Origin of the sequence: Streptomyces sp. NPDC058371, assembly GCF_042723265.1 — a bacterium.
Lineage (GTDB): Bacteria > Actinomycetota > Actinomycetes > Streptomycetales > Streptomycetaceae > Streptomyces.
This window is the reverse complement of record NZ_JBHXJC010000012.1, coordinates 151351-167807: the sequence shown is the minus strand read 5'-3', so window position 1 is coordinate 167807 and position 16457 is coordinate 151351. Positions and strand designations below refer to the sequence as shown.

At 71.0% G+C, this 16457-nt stretch carries 12 protein-coding genes; 4 read left to right on the top strand and 8 right to left on the bottom strand.

All coding sequences use genetic code 11. The annotated features are described in order from the left end of the window. Nucleotides 1–227: 227 nt before the first annotated feature. A complete protein-coding gene (locus ACFWM2_RS29560; protein WP_383286274.1) occupies nucleotides 228–1001 on the top strand; it encodes a polysaccharide deacetylase family protein in 774 nt (257 codons plus the stop codon). An 85-nt stretch (nucleotides 1002–1086) separates the two neighbouring features. On the opposite strand, the gene ACFWM2_RS29555 is transcribed toward ACFWM2_RS29560, so the two are convergent. The 7 genes from ACFWM2_RS29555 to ACFWM2_RS29525 all read right to left on the bottom strand — a co-directional run bounded on the left by ACFWM2_RS29555 (nucleotide 1087) and on the right by ACFWM2_RS29525 (nucleotide 11504). After that, nucleotides 1087–3036 carry a serine/threonine-protein kinase gene (locus tag ACFWM2_RS29555; RefSeq protein ID WP_383286272.1) on the bottom strand — a complete coding sequence of 650 codons (1950 nt, stop codon included), beginning with the start codon at nucleotides 3034–3036 and terminating at the stop codon, nucleotides 1087–1089. A gap of 239 nt (nucleotides 3037–3275) precedes the next feature. Beyond that, the gene (locus tag ACFWM2_RS29550) at nucleotides 3276–4592 is read right to left on the bottom strand and encodes a phosphatase PAP2 family protein (RefSeq protein ID WP_383286270.1); all 1317 of its coding nucleotides are present in this window, start codon (nucleotides 4590–4592) and stop codon (nucleotides 3276–3278) included. Between the two features lie 338 nt (nucleotides 4593–4930). Next, nucleotides 4931–5233, bottom strand: a complete 303-nt coding sequence (locus ACFWM2_RS29545; RefSeq protein ID WP_383286268.1) for a hypothetical protein — start codon at nucleotides 5231–5233, stop codon at nucleotides 4931–4933. 47 nt (nucleotides 5234–5280) lie between these two features. Then, entirely contained in the window at nucleotides 5281–5676 is a 396-nt protein-coding gene (locus ACFWM2_RS29540) for an immunity 7 family protein (protein WP_383286266.1), read from the bottom strand. Between the two features lie 7 nt (nucleotides 5677–5683). Further along, entirely contained in the window at nucleotides 5684–10390 is a 4707-nt protein-coding gene (locus ACFWM2_RS29535) for a putative T7SS-secreted protein (RefSeq protein ID WP_383286264.1), read from the bottom strand. A gap of 2 nt (nucleotides 10391–10392) precedes the next feature. Next, complete coding sequence (locus ACFWM2_RS29530; protein WP_383286475.1) at nucleotides 10393–11046, bottom strand: hypothetical protein; 654 nt, start codon at nucleotides 11044–11046, stop codon at nucleotides 10393–10395. Then, a complete protein-coding gene (locus tag ACFWM2_RS29525) occupies nucleotides 11043–11504 on the bottom strand; it encodes a hypothetical protein (RefSeq protein ID WP_383286262.1) in 462 nt (153 codons plus the stop codon). The genes ACFWM2_RS29530 and ACFWM2_RS29525 overlap by 4 nt, the downstream gene beginning before the upstream one ends. Before the next feature lie 463 nt (nucleotides 11505–11967). Here ACFWM2_RS29525 and ACFWM2_RS29520 point away from each other — a divergent pair, with 463 nt between their 5' ends. The 3 genes from ACFWM2_RS29520 to ACFWM2_RS29510 all read left to right on the top strand — a co-directional run bounded on the left by ACFWM2_RS29520 (nucleotide 11968) and on the right by ACFWM2_RS29510 (nucleotide 15119). After that, complete coding sequence (locus ACFWM2_RS29520; protein ID WP_383286473.1) at nucleotides 11968–13143, top strand: sensor histidine kinase; 1176 nt, start codon at nucleotides 11968–11970, stop codon at nucleotides 13141–13143. Next, nucleotides 13140–13850 carry a response regulator gene (locus ACFWM2_RS29515; RefSeq protein WP_383286471.1) on the top strand — a complete coding sequence of 237 codons (711 nt, stop codon included), beginning with the start codon at nucleotides 13140–13142 and terminating at the stop codon, nucleotides 13848–13850. The genes ACFWM2_RS29520 and ACFWM2_RS29515 overlap by 4 nt, the downstream gene beginning before the upstream one ends. A 105-nt stretch (nucleotides 13851–13955) precedes the next feature. Beyond that, complete coding sequence (locus ACFWM2_RS29510; protein WP_383286260.1) at nucleotides 13956–15119, top strand: serine hydrolase domain-containing protein; 1164 nt, start codon at nucleotides 13956–13958, stop codon at nucleotides 15117–15119. 113 nt (nucleotides 15120–15232) lie between these two features. Here ACFWM2_RS29510 and ACFWM2_RS29505 read toward each other — a convergent pair whose 3' ends face one another. Beyond that, on the bottom strand, nucleotides 15233–16432 hold the full coding sequence (locus ACFWM2_RS29505) for a serine hydrolase domain-containing protein (protein WP_383286258.1): 1200 nt from the start codon (nucleotides 16430–16432) through the stop codon (nucleotides 15233–15235). Between the last annotated feature and the right edge of the window lie 25 nt (nucleotides 16433–16457).

Genomic DNA, 16457 nt, shown 5'->3' with positions numbered 1-16457 from the left:
AGAGCGACCCAGCTCGACAAGGTCGGGGTGGTCCAAACCGGGTAAGCAGAGGCGCCGCATCCGCATCGCGGGAAGTCGGCCAGGCCCGGCGTCAGTTGTCCGTGAACTCCCCCGGGATTGTCCGTGCTCGGTAACGGACGCATCCCGGGGGCGCCGTCCTTCGTCCTGTCACAGGGGCCGCATGGCGGCCGGGGATCGACGGGGCACTGTGCGAGAGCGGGGCGGACATGGCACGGCACAGCGGAACGCGGGGCTGGTACGGCAAGTTGATGGGGGCGGCGCTCGGGGTGACGATGCTCGCCGTCGGTGCCTCGATGTGGACCGCGCAGGCCGACGCTGTGGACGTCCCGTCGTCGAAGGCGACCGCGCCTGCCACGCCGGGCAGTGACGTCAAGGCGGTCGGGATGACCATCGCGCACGCCTCGGACAAGGGGGCGCGCGGCGTCAACATCACCATCGACGACGGCCCCGACCCCGTCTGGACGCCTCAAGTGCTCAATGTGTTGCGGGAGTACGGGGTGAAGGCCACGTTCTGCATGGTGGGGACGCAGGCACAGGCCCACCCGGACCTCGTGAAGCAGGTGGTCGCGGCCGGGCACCGGCTGTGCGACCACACCGTGTCGCACGACACCGCCATGGACAAGAAGTCCCTCGCCTACCAGTCACGGCAGATACTCGACGCCGAACGCATGATCACCAAGGCGTCCGGGGGCGTACGGCCCCTGTACTACCGTGCCCCCGGCGGCGCCTTCACCCCCGACAGCCGCAAGCTCGCCGCTTCCCGGGGCATGCGCCCGCTGGGCTGGAACGTGGACACCAAGGACTTCGAGCTGCCGGGCACGGAGGCCATCGTCGCCACCGTCCAGCGCGAGCTTCCCAACGGCCCGACGCTCCTCTTCCACGATGCGGGAGGCGACCGCTCCCAGACCGTCGAGGCCCTGCGCCGCGTCCTCCCCTCGCTCAAGGCGCAGGGCTACTCCTTTGGCTTTCCAGTGCGCTGAGCCTTCGGCGTCACGCCTCCGGTCGTCTCCGGGCCGTCACCGGGTCCCGAGGTCACGCCTACGGGCCACTCCCGGCTCGGTCATGTCACGTCCCCGGCAGTCGCTTCGCGATGTTCCGTACGGCGGCGGCTGCGAACTGGGTTGCGGTGGCGCACAGTTGCTTGGACGGCTGCGGAGCGTACACGGTCAGCTGGAAGAGTTCGGTGGTGCGGTCGCCCGCCGAGTCCGTGTAGGTGCGGTGCGGGGTCCGTACGGTGCAGCTGTCGGCCTCGGCCTCGTCCGCGACGAAGTAGCTCTTCGTGCCGGCGACGTCGACCGGCTTTCCGTCGTCGGCGTCCAGCGAGTTGTCCCGGCTGAGCTGGATCTCCACCTCGCGGTCGCCGTCGTCGCTCGACCAGTCGCAGTCCCAGGAACCGAAGCCGCGGTCCCGGTTGTCCACCTCGACGCCGGGAAGCCGCTCGAGGTCGGTGGCGTCGAGCAGCGTGCAGGTGTCGAGCCGGGCCAGGGAGTTCGTGACCGGAGACGACGAACGCCGGGGCACCGGGCCCTCGGCCAGCACGCCGACCGCGTGGTCGGTGGCGGCGTCGGCCAGTTGACACGGGTCGGATGCCCGCTTGTCGAACTGCACCCCGATGACACGGATCTGCTTGCCGTCGGCGGTCAGGACGGCCCGTTCGCAGGCCTTCCCGTCACGCTTGAGCGACACGACCGTGAGGCCGTCGACCAGGCGGGTGGACAGGACGTCGTCGAAATCGTCCCGGTCCGAGTCGAGGTTGACCTGGACGTCCGCGTTGTCGTCACCGCTGTTGTTGCGCACCAGGACGTCGCACCGGTCGATCTCCCCGTAGTCGGGGTCCAGTGCGGTGTCGCCGAAGCGGCTCAGCGAGGCCGCGTCGAGCAGCCCGCAGGGGTCCGCCGTGCGCTCGTCGCCGATGGCGCCCGCCTGCGCCGTGGCCGACGGTTTCGCGTCGGTACGGGCATCCCTGTCGCCCGCGTCCTTCGAGGCCCACGGGCCGAAGAGGACGAGCCCGACCGTGATCGCGCCCGTCGCGGCCAGCGCCACCGCCGTGATCACCAGCGGACGGTGGCGGCGTACGGGCTGTGGCAGCTGAAGCATGAAGGGCGTGAAGTCCCGTGGGCGGCGCGGGAGTCGCGGCAGCCGGAGCGTGCGGGACGAGAGGTCCCGCGCAGGGCTGTCGTGCAACTGCTCCTGTAGGTGCGGGGGCGGGGGCGCGGCGCGCATCAGCAGTTTCCGCGCCCTGGCGGCGTCGGGCCGGCGCCGGGGCTCCACCTCCAGCAGGGCGGTGAGCGGACCGTCCAGCGGGCCGGCCCGGTGCATGGGCTCGATGTGGCCCTCGACGGCCCGGGCCAGATAGGCCATGAGGTGCTCGGCCTCCCCGTACGGCGACTGGCCTTCGACCGCCGCGAACAGGGAGGCGCCCAGGGAGAACACGTCGGACTTCTCGCCCGCGGGCTCCCCCTTGGCCAACTCGGGTGCCAGATAACGGGGTTTGCCGCGCACGCCCACCGTCGCGCTCGTGGTGGCGTCGCTCCACAGAGCCCGCGAGATCCCGAAGTCGGTCAGTCTCGCGACGCCTTCGTCGGTGACGAGGATGTTCTCCGGCGTCACATCGCCGTGCACCACGCCCTCGTGGTGGGACTTCGCCAGAGCGGCCGCGATCTGGCAGCCGATCGACCCGGCCTCCTCGGGTGCGAGCGGGCCGCTCTCCGTCACGATCTGCGCGAGGCTGCGCGAGGGGACGTACTCCATGATGATCCAGCAGGTGGCGCCCTCGTCGACGAAGTCGAAGACGCCCACGATGTTCGGGTGGTGCAGCCGCCCGGCGTTGCGCGCCTCGCCCATGAGCCGTCGCGTGGCCCGATCGTCGTCCAGGCGTGCGCACTTGACCGCGACCCGCCGTTCGAGCCGCTCGTCCCAGGCCAGCCAGACGACACCCATCCCGCCGCTGCCGATGGGAGCCTGCAAGAGATACCGGTCGGCGATCCTGTCCCCGGCCTCCGGCGTCACCAGCACCGCGCCACCCCTCGCCCCACAGCCGACCCTCCTGCCAGGTGACGGAGTGTACTCAGCCCGGACTTGGCAGTGATCCGTTTCACCGGACTTCGCGCGGACCCGCACGGAATCCCCAGAGCGTGCCGGGTCCAGTCCACCGGGGTGCACACGGCCGGTCGACCCCGCTGCCCATGGGAAGAACCCCGAAATGAAACCCCCGGCCGTCGGCTCGGGGGTTTTGTTGTTCTGGGTGACGCGGCTCAGATCAGTTCGGGCTGCGGTTGCGGCCGGCGGGCCGGTGCGGGGCTCGGTTCCCAGCGGGTGGTGGTCCGGACGTAGCCGTAGACCAGCGAGGTCATCGACAGCACGAGGAGGGGTCCGGCCAGCCACGGGTGCTCGGCCATTTCCAAGGGCAGGAAGCGGTAGGACACCAGGAGTGCGGCGAAGAGCGTGGCGCCGCAGGCGACCAGCTGGATCCCCGATCGGTCCCAGCCGCGGTCGAGCGAGCGCAGAGCCGCCTCGATCGTGAGGGTGAACACCACGCCGGCTATGAGGTCCACGCCGTAGTGGTAGCCGAATCCCAGTGTTGCGGTGAGCGTGGCGATCAGCCAGAACGTGCCCGCGTAGCGCAGAAGGCGTGGGCCCTGCCGGGAATGGATGAAGATCGCGGTGGCCCACGCCGTGTGCAGGCTGGGCATGCAGTTCCGCGGGGTGATCCCGTCGAACGGCATGTGCTGCGGGGCTCTGATCGGCGGCGGCGTTTGCGGCCACAGGTCGGCCACCGCCCAGGGCTCGCTGGGCGGAGTGTGCGACCACAGGCTGACCGTTGCCCAGTGCTCGGCGCCGGTGCCGTAGGCGAAGACCGGTCCGACCACGGGAAAGATCATGTAGACGGCCGGTCCGAGGAGGCCTATCACCAGAAAGGTGCGCACCAGATGGTGGCCCGGGAAGCGGCGCTCGACCGCCACGTGACGCAACTGGTAGAGGGCGACGACGACCGCGGCCACCGCGAGCTGGCCGTAGACGATGTCGAGGAAATTGAAGCCGACCGGGCCGGTGGCCGTGACGATTCGGCCCAGCAGCCACGACGGGTCGCCCAGCGCGTGATCGGCGGTCGCCAGGTACTGGTCGAGCACCTCTGGGCGGGTCTTCGAGGTGATGAGCAGCCAGGTGTCGCCGGTCTTGCGGCCGGCCACCAGCAGCAGGCCCAGTCCGACGCCCTTCAGCAGCAGGACCCGTTCCCGGCCGGTGCGACGCGTGACGGCGATGACCGCACAGCCCAGCATCACCCACAACGCACCGTTGCCGAAGGGGTGGCCGTCGGTCGCCTTGGCGTCGACCGCCCAGCGAACGACGAGGAGGACGACGTCGATACCGATCGCGGCGCCGAGCGCGATGAACCGTTGCCGCCAGGTGAGCACCACCATCATCAACGACATACCGGCGTACAACAGGAAGCCTGATTTGGGGGCGAACACCACCTCTCGTGCCTCGTTCGCGATCGGCCCGGGAAGGCCGTAGCGGCGTGCGGCGATTTCCAGCGCAATGTGGAATCCGAGGGCCGCGACACCCGCCACGGCCCAGAGTCTCGCCCGTGGTCGACGCCACAGGGAAAGCGTCGCTCTGCCGTCTGTCCGCGGGAGGGCCCGCGGTCGTATATGTATCAATTCTCGGCCAATTTACTAGTTTTGGGTCAAAGGTCAGAGTGGGTTTCGCTGGTCACCTTCCGCTCGCGGCCGTCTTCTCCCCCACGAAGAGCAGCCCGCCCGACCGGGAAAGACGGTAAGACCGCCGTCCGGGTTCCGGCCCGTTCTCGGGGGACAGGGCAAGCCCAACGCCCCTGCGCACAACCCGCCGTCCCGCCGGCGCGGTTGGAGAGCGCGGGGCACAAGAGCGCGGGGTGCCCGCCGGCCCCTCAGCCCTGGACGGGAAGGTCCGGGTGGGTGGCCAGAAAGATCATGTAGGCGATCGCCGCTGTTGCGCCCAGCAGGGATAACGCGCCACCCACTACCGCCCGCGGCCTGCTCGTTCGGCCCGACCTCGATGCCGCGTACTCGATACAGGCCCGCACGAGGCCGACGACGGCCAGGGGCAGCGCGATGAAGCAGACCAGCATCCAGAACGGGCAACAGAGCCAGCACGCCAGGGACGCCCCGCCGAACCAGACCGCGAGCTCTGCCCGCTCTCGGGTCTCGTCCGGTGCGCCGACGGAAGTCATGGACCGATCCAAGCAGAACGATTGCGGGGGCCCGCCTCGGGTGTCGGTCAGTCCTCGATGACCGGGCGGCACGGCGAGAGGAATGGATCGAGCCGGTCCTGCACTTCTCCCCTGGCCATGACGCGGACCCGGAAGGCGCCCGGGCCCGGCGGCTGGTCCATGTCGGCCGAACGCTCGTAGAGCAGGCCCCAGGAGCCGGGGAAGCGGCGCGCGATGAAGTGGATCAGGGCGTCCAGTTCCTCGGCCTCGTCGCGGCGCCGGTTCACCAGACCGTCGGCGCGCACGAAGTACTCCCCGTTGTGGACCTTCAGCGTGGCCTCGCCGGTCGACCAGTCGATGCGGTCGACGGCCGCCCGCAGTTCGGCCAGGCCCTCCTCGAGGGTTCCCGCGTCCGCCTCTTCGGGGGACTCGGCGATGCCGAACCAGCCATGGAACTCGTACATGTGCCTCTCACAGCGGTGTCGTGTCGATCACGGGCTCGATCCCATACCGCCTGCCGTACTCCTGGAGTTTGGCGATCACTCCGGGACCCGGCTCGCCGTCGAAGTGGAAGTAGGGCGTGCGACCGGATTGTATCCCGTACTCAAATGTGGCTTTTGCCTGGTTCCTGAGGGCGCTGCCCATCTGCATTCCACCCGGTTTCGACTGTGCCACGTAGTCGTCGCTGATCGCGTCGATCTCCCGGCCCTTCGGGTCGTGTTCGAACTTCACCCGGGACTCGCCGCCGAGCCGCTCGGCCAGGGCGTCGGCGGCCGGGTCGGGCTTGTTGACCTTGACGAGATCGCCGAGGCCGCCGTTGTTCTCGTACGGCGCGAGGCCGAGGGGGTCGCTGGTGGTGTGCGGGTTGTGCACATAGCCGGCCGGGTCGGGGGCCGGCGCCAGGCCGAGCGGGTCGGGGGTGACGTAGCGCGCGGTGCGCGGGTCGTAGTAGCGGTGATGGTTGTAGTGCAGTCCGGTCTCCGGGTCGAAGTACTGCCCGGGGAAGCGCAGGGGGGTGTACGCGGTCGCGGTCGCGTTCCACGTGGTGATGCCCCACAGCGTGGTGCGACTGTGCCAGGCGATGCGGCCCTGTTCGTCGATGAGCTCGGTGGGTGTGCCGATCAGGTCGGTGGCCACGGCGAAGAAGCGGGCGTCGATCTCGTCCTGGGTGGCCGCGTCGATGAGCCGCTCGGTCTGGGTCACGGGCGCCAGACCGTCGTAGTCCCAGGTGAGGGTGGTGCGGTGGGGCACCTGCCCGGTGGGCGCCGTGGACTGTTCCGCCAGGACGGGGCCGTCCCAGACGAACTCCGTCCGTTCGACGACCCGGTCGCCGTCGGCTGCCAGCCTCTCCTTCGCGGTGCGGCGGCCCAGCGGGTCGTAGCGATACCGCCAGACCGTGCCGTCGGGCGTGGTGACGGAGACGAGCCGGTCCTCGGCGTCGTAGCTGTACTGCCACACGTCGGGCTTGCGGGACAGCCTGGTCCTGGTACGCCGGACCAGCCGCCCGGCCCGGTCGTAGACGTACCGGTTGGCGCCGGCACCCATGATCCGGGTGCCCTCGTACACCCGCTCCCCCTGGGCGTCGGCACCCGCGTGCGTGTCGGGCCAGCGCGCCGCCGTCGTCCCGCCACCCCCGTGGCCGTAGGCGTACGTCTCGCTCCACCGGTCGCCGGTGACGTCGGTGACCCGGCCGACCGGGTCGAGCGCGAAGCGGCGTGGTCCGCGCACGGTGTCGTCCGTGCCGGCCAGATGGCCGTTGAGGTCGTAGGTGTAGCTGCGGCGGCTGACACTGCGCTCGCCGTAGGCGACCTCCTGCCCGGTGATCCTCCCGGCCTCGTCCCAGCTCGAGGTGAGGGAGAGTGCCTCCCCGAAGGTGCGGGACAGCTCCTGGCCGGCCTCGTCGCGGGTGAAGGTGACCTCGTGTCCGCCGGTCGTCAGCCGGACGGTGCGCCCGGCGGTGTCGTGCGCGTACACCGTCACCTGCCCGCCGGGGGTGACCCGTCGGGTGCGGCGGCCGGCCGCGTCGTAGGCGAAGGCGAGCGGACGGCCGTCGGACAGCTCCGTCTTGACGCGACCGCTTCGGTCGTACTGATAGGTGAGTTCCCCGTCGGGACCGACGGCCTGCAGGAGACGTCCGGCCGGGTCGTAGGTGTAGGAGGTGACGGCACCCGCCGCCTCCTTGCGCACCACCCGACCCATCTCGTCCCGCTCGTAGCGGATGGTGGCCCCCAGCGGAGTGGTCCGCGCGGCGACGTGGCCGAGCGGGTCGACCTCGTAGCGCGTGGTACGCCCGTCGAAGTCGGTCTCCTCGGTCAGCCGGCCCGCCTCGTCGTAGCGATAACCCCAGCTCAGACCAAGGGAGTTGGTGACCGAGGTCAGGCGCAGCTCGGTGTCGTGGACGAATTCGTGGCGGGTGCCGTCGGGGTCGCTGCGCGCGGCGAGCAGGTCGAAGTGGGTGTACTCGAAGCGGGTGGTGGCGCCCAGGGCATCGGTGTGGGAGAGGCAGTTGCCCTCCCCGTCGTACAACCAGTGCTCGGTGCTGCCGTCGGGGTGGGTGACGCGGGCGGGGTGGCCCTCGGCCGTCCAGTCGTAGTACGTGGACTCCCCGCCCGGGGCGGTGCGTTCGACGATGCGGCCCAGGGCATCACGGCGGTAGGCCGTCACGCCACCGACCGGATCCCCGCGCTCCAGCAGGAGCCCGGCCGCGTCGTGGCGCAGTCGGGTGACCGCTCCCAGGGGATCGGTGACCGAGGTGAGGTGGCCGCGCTCGTCGTACGTGTACCGAGTGGTGCGGTCCGCCGGGTCGGTGACCGAGGTGCGCAGGCCGCGCTCGTCGAACTCCTGACGCCAGCGGGCGCCACCCGGCAGGTCGAGGGCGACCGGCAGACCCAGGCCGTCGTACGACGCCCGCTGCACGCTGCCGTCGGGGCGGGTGACGTTCAGGAGGTGGCCCGCGTCGTCGTACGCGAACTCCGTGCGGGCGCCGCGGGCGTCGGTGCGCGACACCACACGGTTGTAGCGGTCCTGAGTGGTGTAGGTCGTCGCACCCGTGGGGTCGGTCTCGGCGATCACCTGGCAGCGGTGATTGACGGTGTAGCGCCAGGTGTGGCCGAGGGAGTCGGTGACGGTGGTGGTGCTCAGGCCGGTGTCGGGACTCGGCTCGCTGTAGTGGAACTCGGAGGCCAGGTGCGCTTCGACGCCGGTCTGGCTGACGCAGCGGTCCTGGTCGTCGTAGACGAACGTGTAGCGGGAGTGGTTGGTGTCGGTCCAGGCGAGGATGCGGCCCTCGGCGTCGTACTCGAAGCGGGTGGGGACGCCGGAGGAGCGGGTGATCTCGGTGAGGTGGCCGTCCGTGTAGCCGTAGCGGACCAGTTCGTTGCCCGCCGATCGCAGTGCGGTGATCCGGCCGTTCTCGGTGCTGAACTCCAGGCGGTAGCCGCCGGAGTGGCTGAGCGCGAGCGGGTTGCCGTGCTCGTCGTACTCGGCACGGACGGTGCGGCCGCACCGGTCGGTGATCTCGTTCAGCGGGGCCGTGCCGTCGCCGCCCGGCTCGTCTCCGGGCGGGGCGAGGAAGTGGCGTTGCAGGCCGCTCTCGGAGTCGGTGAGTGTGTAACTGCCGTCCGCGTGCCGCTCCAGCGGGTAGCGGGGGCCCGCCTCGGGCAGGACCGGGACGCCGGGCGCCGGATGGGGGAAGGACAGCAGCAGGTTGTTCTCGCCGTGGAAGACGACGCCGATCGCGTCGACCGTAAGCCGCTGGTCGATCGTCGAGGACCAGCTGGGCCCGAACCAGTGGCCGGCCCGGTAGGAGGACTCGAAGTCCCGCCGGAAGTCCAGCGGCAGCGAGCCGGGCAGCGAGACGTCCACCTGCGGCATGAACATGCGGCCGGTGGCGAAGTCGACCGGCTCACGGCCGGAGCACTTGACCTTCGGCGGACGGCTCGGGTCGGCGGCGTCCTCCGCGCGTCGCGCCCCGGACCCGGCGTCCTCCAGTCCTTCGGCGCGCCGGGCCGCGTTGGCCGCGTCGGCCAGCTCCTCGGCGACCCGCGCCCCCTTCACACCCGCACCCGCGCCTCCGGTGGCAACGGTGAGGGCGACGTCGGGGATCAGCCGCCCGAACCCCTCGGCCGGGTCCTTCATGAAGTCGCCCAGCATCTGCTTGCCGGCGCCCCAGGGGTCGTTGGCCACCTGGACCAGCCCGGCCGCCGTGCTGTTGAGCGACATCGCGTACTCGGCGGGGTGCGTGAGGTTGTACGGGTCCATGGGATTGAGGCCACGGGCGAAGTTGAGGAGACCCGCGGTGCCCTTGATGATGCCGCCGCCGAAGTGCGTCTTCATGATTTCCAGCTCGTCCAGGCCGTCGGAGGCCTGTTCCGCGTACGACGGTTTCGGCGGGGCCGCGTCGCGGGCGAGCGTGATGGCGGAGCGGGCGGTCTCGGCGGCCGCGTTGCGCTGCCGGCGCGCCTCGGTGACGAGGTCCTGCGCCTCCTTGCGCCGGGCCTCGCCGGGATCCGGAAACGTCTCGCCCGGCTTCGGCGGCAGTTGCGACGGGTCGCGCTTGTCGGCGGGCTGCGCGTTGTACTGGCCGACGGCCTTGTTGTAGTCGTCGACCTTCTTCTTGTGCGCGTCGGCGGCGTCCTCCGACGCCTTCGTGCCCTCCTTCCACTTGTCGATGGCCTGCTGCGCCTGCCCTTGTGCCCAGGTGACGGTCTCGGCGAACGCCTCCAGCGCCTTGGCGGCGTCCTCGAAGGCGTCGGCGCCCTTGTACCACTTGGGCGGCTGGACCTTCACCGACCCCCGGAAGGCGTCCGCCGCCTGGCCCTTCAGCGATTCCGAGTCCAGCCCCTCCAGCCCGAGGCCGACGTCGTTGAACGCCTTCTGGAAGGCCCGCAGATGGGTGGCGGTGGAGCGGAGCTTGCCCGGGCTGCCGTAGATCAGCTTCGTCTTGTCCTCGGTCTGCCCGAGGTCCATCTCGTCGACCTCGGCGCCCATGCGGTTGGCCACCGAGCGGGACTTCTCGCGGACCCAGTCCGCACCCGACTCCCAGCCCACGTCGTCGAGCCGGTCGGCCGTCCAGTTGCCGGCGTCCTCGACACGGTTGCCGGCCCACTCGGTGGCGTCCTCGACCGCGTCCTCGACGGAGTCGGGCGTGATGTCGCTGATGAAGTCGCCGATTCCCACGACTAGTTACCCCCGTCGGGCGCCGGCTGCTGCGCTGCGCGTTCCTCGGGCGAGGGCCCGAAGGTGTCGTCCACCGCCTGGTCGAAGTCGTTCTGGTCGACGCCCAGCAGGTCGTTGAGCATCCGGGACTGCTGACCACCGCGCCCCTCGGTCACCAGGGCACGCCCGGTGTCCTTCCACGTCTGCCCCATGTCGTCACCGGCCCGCTGGAAGGACTCCGGGCTGTAGTCCGGGTGGATCCAGTCGGGGGTGGCCACATCGCCCCAGCTCTGCCGGCCGATCTCCTCCTCGGAGGCGTGCGGATTGCCGCCGGCCAGGGCGTTCACGCCGACCTTCAGGCTGGTCCCGACGTACTGATCCTCCTCCCACACCACACCGGCCGCGAGTCCGAGCTTCGCGGCGATGGCATTGGCGTCGTGGATGAGCGACCTGACGCCCCACTCCCAACGCTCGCAGTAGTCCTCGAAGTCGACGGACAGGCCGTGGTGGCCGGCCTCCATGCCGGTCATCGCCAGGTCGGAGAAGCCCTTGCCGAGAACGGCGCCCGTGGCGGAGCCGACGTCCTTGAGCTCCCCGACGGCATCCCGCAGCCCCTGGGTGAGCCGGCGCACGCTGAACTCGTCGATGTGCAGGTCCTTGGCGCTGTCGCCCATCAGTGCGCACCTCCCTCGGTGCGCGGATCCCCGGTGGCCACCGGCCGCGCGCCGCCCTCGTCCGGTCCTGCCGTCGCGGCGTCCACCGCGACGGCCTCGGGCACGATTCCCACGACGGGCGGGAACAGCATCGACGCGTCCTCGTCGGCGACGTCGACAGCGATACCGGCCGGCTCCGCCATCGCCGGGACGATCTCGTCGAGCAGCCTGGCTCCCAGCAGTTCGGCGAACTCCCACTCCCGGTCGCCCGGGCCGTGTCGGTTCGCGAACCGGGCGAGCGAGTTCTCGCCGGTGAAGGCACAGATCCAGCGAATCCCGCCGAAGTGCGCCGTCCACAGTCCGCCGCCGTCGAGCGGCACGAGCAGCGGCGCCCGCCGCAGCTCGCCCACGAGGGCCCGCGGATCTCCCGTGCCGGCCCGCCTCTCGGCAATGCGTTCCCGCAGGGTGGCCCCGTTACCCACCAGAATCTCCGCCCCGTCGACGCCTTCATGCTCTTCAGCACCGTAGGACAACACGTGTCCGCAGGCCAGGCGGTTCCCTGCACGGGCGCCCGGCGGGGGGCCCGGGCCGGAGCGCCGATCAGCTGGAGGCCGAGAGCGGCGGCCCGTCAGCCGCCGGAATGCGAGACGCCGGGAGGGGGCCGGCTGCTGCCGTCCCCTCCGGGCGCTGATCGGCGCGTGTCCGCGTGCCTCCCGGTCAGGACCGATGGCCAGGCCGATGCCGGGCAGGCTCCGGCGGATGCGCCGCGTCCCACTGCCTCATCACCACGAACTGCGGTTCTGCGCAGCCGTATGCGCCGGCTCTGTCTCTTCCGCTCGGCCGGGCCGGTACGCCCGTTACCGTGGGGAGTCGCGCTTCCGGGTCCGACCGGGGCAGGACGTGAATCGGGGGACTCGCGTGAGCACGCTCCGGCCCGGTGAGCCGATGCGCACGGGAGTGCGGGGGTGGTGGGAACGGGGGCGGGCGTTGGGGGCGGCCAATCCCCTGGTGGTCGACCTGGGGATCGCGCTGCTGGTGCAGGCGGCGATGACGATGCCGTTCGTGGTGCCGCGCCCGGCCGAGTTCGAGCCGGCGACCTGGCCCGCGTACGGGCTGACGACGCTCACCGTGGTTCCCCTGGTGTGGCGTCGGCGCGCTCCGGTCGCCGTCCTGCTCGCCGTCCTGGCGACCAGCGCCCTGTACAAGCTGGCCGTGGAGGGGCCCGGGCAGCCGCTGCCGTACACCGGGCTCGTCGTCGTCTACACGATCGCCGCGCTGTCGCCGCCGCGCAAACGGTTGGCCACCGGGCTGCTGTTACTGGTCGCTGTGCCCGGAGCGGTGTGGCTCAACACCCGCACGGCGCGTGAACTGTCCTTCTCCTTCTTCGTGTTGGTCGCCGCCTATGTCTTCGGGCGGCTGACCGACACCCGGCAGCGGGCGAACCGGGTCGAGGCCGAGCGGGCCGCCGCGCGCGAACGGGCCCGGATCGCACGGGAGATGCACGACATCCTCTCCCACGCGGTGAGCCTGATGATCGTGCAGGCGGAGGCCGGGCCGGTGGCGGTGCGGACGGCTCCGGATCGGGCGGAGGCCGCCTTCGACGCGATCTCCGAGACGGGCCGGGACGCCATGGCACAGCTGCGGCGGATGCTCGGGGTCCTGCGCGAGGGAGACGAGTCGGCGGCCGCCCCGCGCGAGCCGCAGCCGGGGGTCGGGGATCTGCCCGATCTCCTCGACGGGGTACGGGCCAGTGGCCTCGATGTCGTGTACGGAACGGCGGGGAGCGCGCGGCCGCTGCCGGACGCGACCGGGGCGACCGTCTTCCGGATCGTGCAGGAGGCGCTGACGAACACGGTCAAGCACGCGTCCGCGCGCTCCGTGCGCGTACAACTCACCTATGAAGAGCGTGACTTGTGCGTTGACGTGACGGACGACGGACGCGGTCCACAGTCCGGTTCCGGCGGTGGCCACGGGCTCGTCGGGGTCCGTGAGCGGGCGGCGGCGCACGGTGGCACGGCCGTCACCGGACCGGGCCCGGACGGCCGGGGCTTCGAGGTGCGGGTCCGTATCCCCGTACCGTCCGCGATCCCCGTACCGTCCGCGGCGGAGGGAGCGTGGTGACGATCCGTGTGGTGGTGGCCGACGACCAGGAGCTGGTGCGCAGCGGCTTCGCGATGATCCTGGACGGACAGTCGGACATCGAGGTGGTCGCGGAGGCGGGTGACGGGGCGGAGGCGGTCGAGGCCGTGCGGCGGCACGGACCCGATGTGGCCCTGCTCGACATCCGGATGCCCCGCATGGACGGCATCCAGGCCTGCCGCGCGATCAGTACGGCGAGCGACTGCCGGACGGTGATCCTGACGACCTTCGACTCCGACGAGTACGTGTACGAGGCGCTGCACGCGGGCGCGAGCGGCTTCCTGCTGAAGGACGTCCGCCGGGACGATCTGGTGCACGCCGTACGGGTGGTGGCGCGGGGCGACTCACTGCTCGCGCCGTCCGTGGCCCGGCGCCTGGTCGAGCAGTACACCCGGCCCGCCGTCCGGCCACGGCGCTCGGATCCCCGACTGGACGTGCTGACCGGTCGGGAGCGGGAGACGCTGCTGCTGGTCGCGCGGGGTATGTCGAACGCCGAGATCGCCGCGGAACTGGTCGTCAGCGACCACACGGTCAAGACGCATGTCGGCAACGTGCTCGCCAAGCTGGGGCTGCGGAACCGGATCCAGGCCGTGATCTGCGCGTACGAGACGGGCCTGATCGCGGCCGGGGATCCCCCGCCCGGGGGATCGTCCGGACCCGGCTCCTCCCCCGCGTCGGCGAGGAACTGACGGAAACCGGCACCCGGACTCCGCCCGCGCGGGGGATCCGCGGCCGGCCGCCGGTCAGAAGGATGGAGCCCACTTGAACAACGGCTCACATCCATGGAGTTGACCATGAAGAGCACGACCCGCACGCTGCTGGCCGCCGCCCTCGTCCTGGGCGTCGCGGCGGGCCCGGCGGCCCTGCCGGCCGTCGCGTCCACCCGGCCCGCCCCGTCCGGGGCGCTCTCCGCGGACCCGGCCCTGGAGGCGGCCATCGCCGGCCTGCCGACCGCCGAGGCGACGGCCGCTCTGGTGCGGGTCGGGGGTACCGAAGGCGTCTGGCGGGGCAGCTCGGGCGTGCACGACCTGAAGACCGGGCGGCCGGCCGATCCGGCCGCCCGCTTCCGCGCCGGTTCGGTGACCAAGGTCTTCACGGCGGCGGTCGCGTTGCAGCTGGTCGCCGAGGGCGGACTGGACCTGGACCGCAGTGCCCGCTCGTATCTGCCGGAGCTGATCCCGGCGTCGTACGAGGGCGTCACCGTGCGGCAGTTGCTCAACCACACGCACGGGATCCCGGCCCCCGACTTCCCCGCTGACACAGTCGAGGAGGCGTACGCCGACCGCTTCCGGATCCATGAACCCGAGGAGATGGTCCGCTCCGCGACGGCGAAGCCGCGTGAGTTCCCGCCGGGCGAGCAGCAGCACTACCTCAACATCGGCTACACCATCGCCGGTCTGCTGATCGAGCGCGTCACGGGTGATTCGTACGAACACCAGGTCGACCTCCGGATCCTGAAGCCGCTCGGGCTGCGCGACACGTACTACCCCAAGTCCGACCCGCGGATCATCGGCCCGCACAACCACGGCTACCAGACGATGACACTGGACGACGGGACGACCGGACTGCGCGATGTGTCCGTGTGGGGGGCGACGGACGGCTGGGCGGCCGGTGACATCGTCTCGACCACGGCGGACCTCGAACGCTTCACAAAGGCCCTGTTCCGGGGCCGGGTCGTGCGCGGCCCGCTCCTGGAGGAGATGTTCACGCTGCCGAAGGTGACGGACTTCAAGAGCGGTGACCCGGCCGCGTACTCCACCGGTCTCTCGATGAAGAGGCTGGGCGGCCGCGAGGTATGGGGCAAGACGGGCGGCCGCTGGGGCTACAACACGGCCATCGCCGCCACCCGCGACGGCTCCCGGACCCTCGTGTACAACGTCAACTCCACCGACGCCAAGGGCCAGGACATGAACGCGGTGGCGCTGAACATCATGGTGGCGGCGTTCGGCAGGCCTTGACCTGCCCACTGCCCGGTGCGGCGGGTCTGTCGGCTCCACGGTGAAGGCCCGGGTCGTCGACCCGGGCCCGTTCGCCGGCCGCTGTCCGCGGCGGTCACTCCCCGTCCGGCGTCTCAGCGGGTGGGGACCGGGCGGTCGTAGACGTTCTTCGGGGTGACGATTTCGGTGATCGCCCGGGCGACCAGCGAGGACGGCTCCTTGCCCTCGTAGGTGATGTCGGTGTTGAGCATGACGACCAACGTGGCCTTCTTCGACGGCAGATAGACGGTCACGGTCTCGTAGCCGGGAATCGAGCCGTTGTGGCCGAGCCAGCCGCCGGACTCGAAGATGCCGAGGCCGTAGCTCGTTCCGGGATAACCGGTCGGCAGCGTCTTGAGCCGCTCCGCCTGGGTCTCCGGGCTGAGCAGCTCGCCGGTGGCGACGGTCTTCGCCCAGCGCCGCAGATCGTGCAGATCCGAGATCATCGCGCCGGCCGCCCAGGCCCAACTGGGGTTCCAGTCCGTGGAGTCGGCGACCTCGCCGCTGAGCGTCTGGTCGGTGTACCCGCGCGGGTGCGGTTCGGGGAACTCGGCGCCCTCGGGGAACAGCGTGTGGCGCAGGTGGGCCGGGCGGAGCACCCGCCGCTCGATGACGTCCTGGAGGCGGTGACCGGTCACCTTCTCGATCACCAGGCCGAGGAGTACGAAGTTGCTGTTGTTGTACTCGAACACCTGCCCCGGCGCGGAGGTGTTCTTGTGCTTGAAGCCGTAGGCGAGCAGCTCCTCCGGGGCGAACTGGCGGCTCGGGTCGCTCAGCAGGTCGTGCTCGAAGTCGGCGTCCGAGCTGTAGGGGAACAGACCGCTGCGCATCTCGGCCAGGTGCCTCAGGGTGATCCGGTGGCCGCCCGGCACGCCGTGGACGTAGTCGGAGATCGGGTCGTCCAGCCCGACGCGGCCGTCGTCGACGAGTTCGAGCAGCGCGGTGGCCGTGAAGGTCTTGGTCTCGCTGCCGATCCGGATGAACTTGTCGGTGGTCATCGGCTCGCCGGTGGCCTTGTCGGCGACCCCGGTCGCCCGGACGTAGCTTCCCTTGCCGGGCATCCACAGGCCGACGGCGACGCCGGGGATGTCCGCCTGCCGGCGCACCTTCTCGATGGCGGCGTCCAGTCTGGCGGTCAGTTTGTGACCGAGTCCCGGCGGGTGCTCGCCGTCCCTGTCGTGCCGGCCGACGGCCGCCGCGTTGCCGGCCGTGGCGGGAATCGCTGTCATCGGTGCCAGTACGGAGGCCACGAGCAGGGCTGCGGCGAAGACACGGCGGGAGGGGGTACGTCGCATGTCGGGGCGCCTCTTCCAGGTCAGG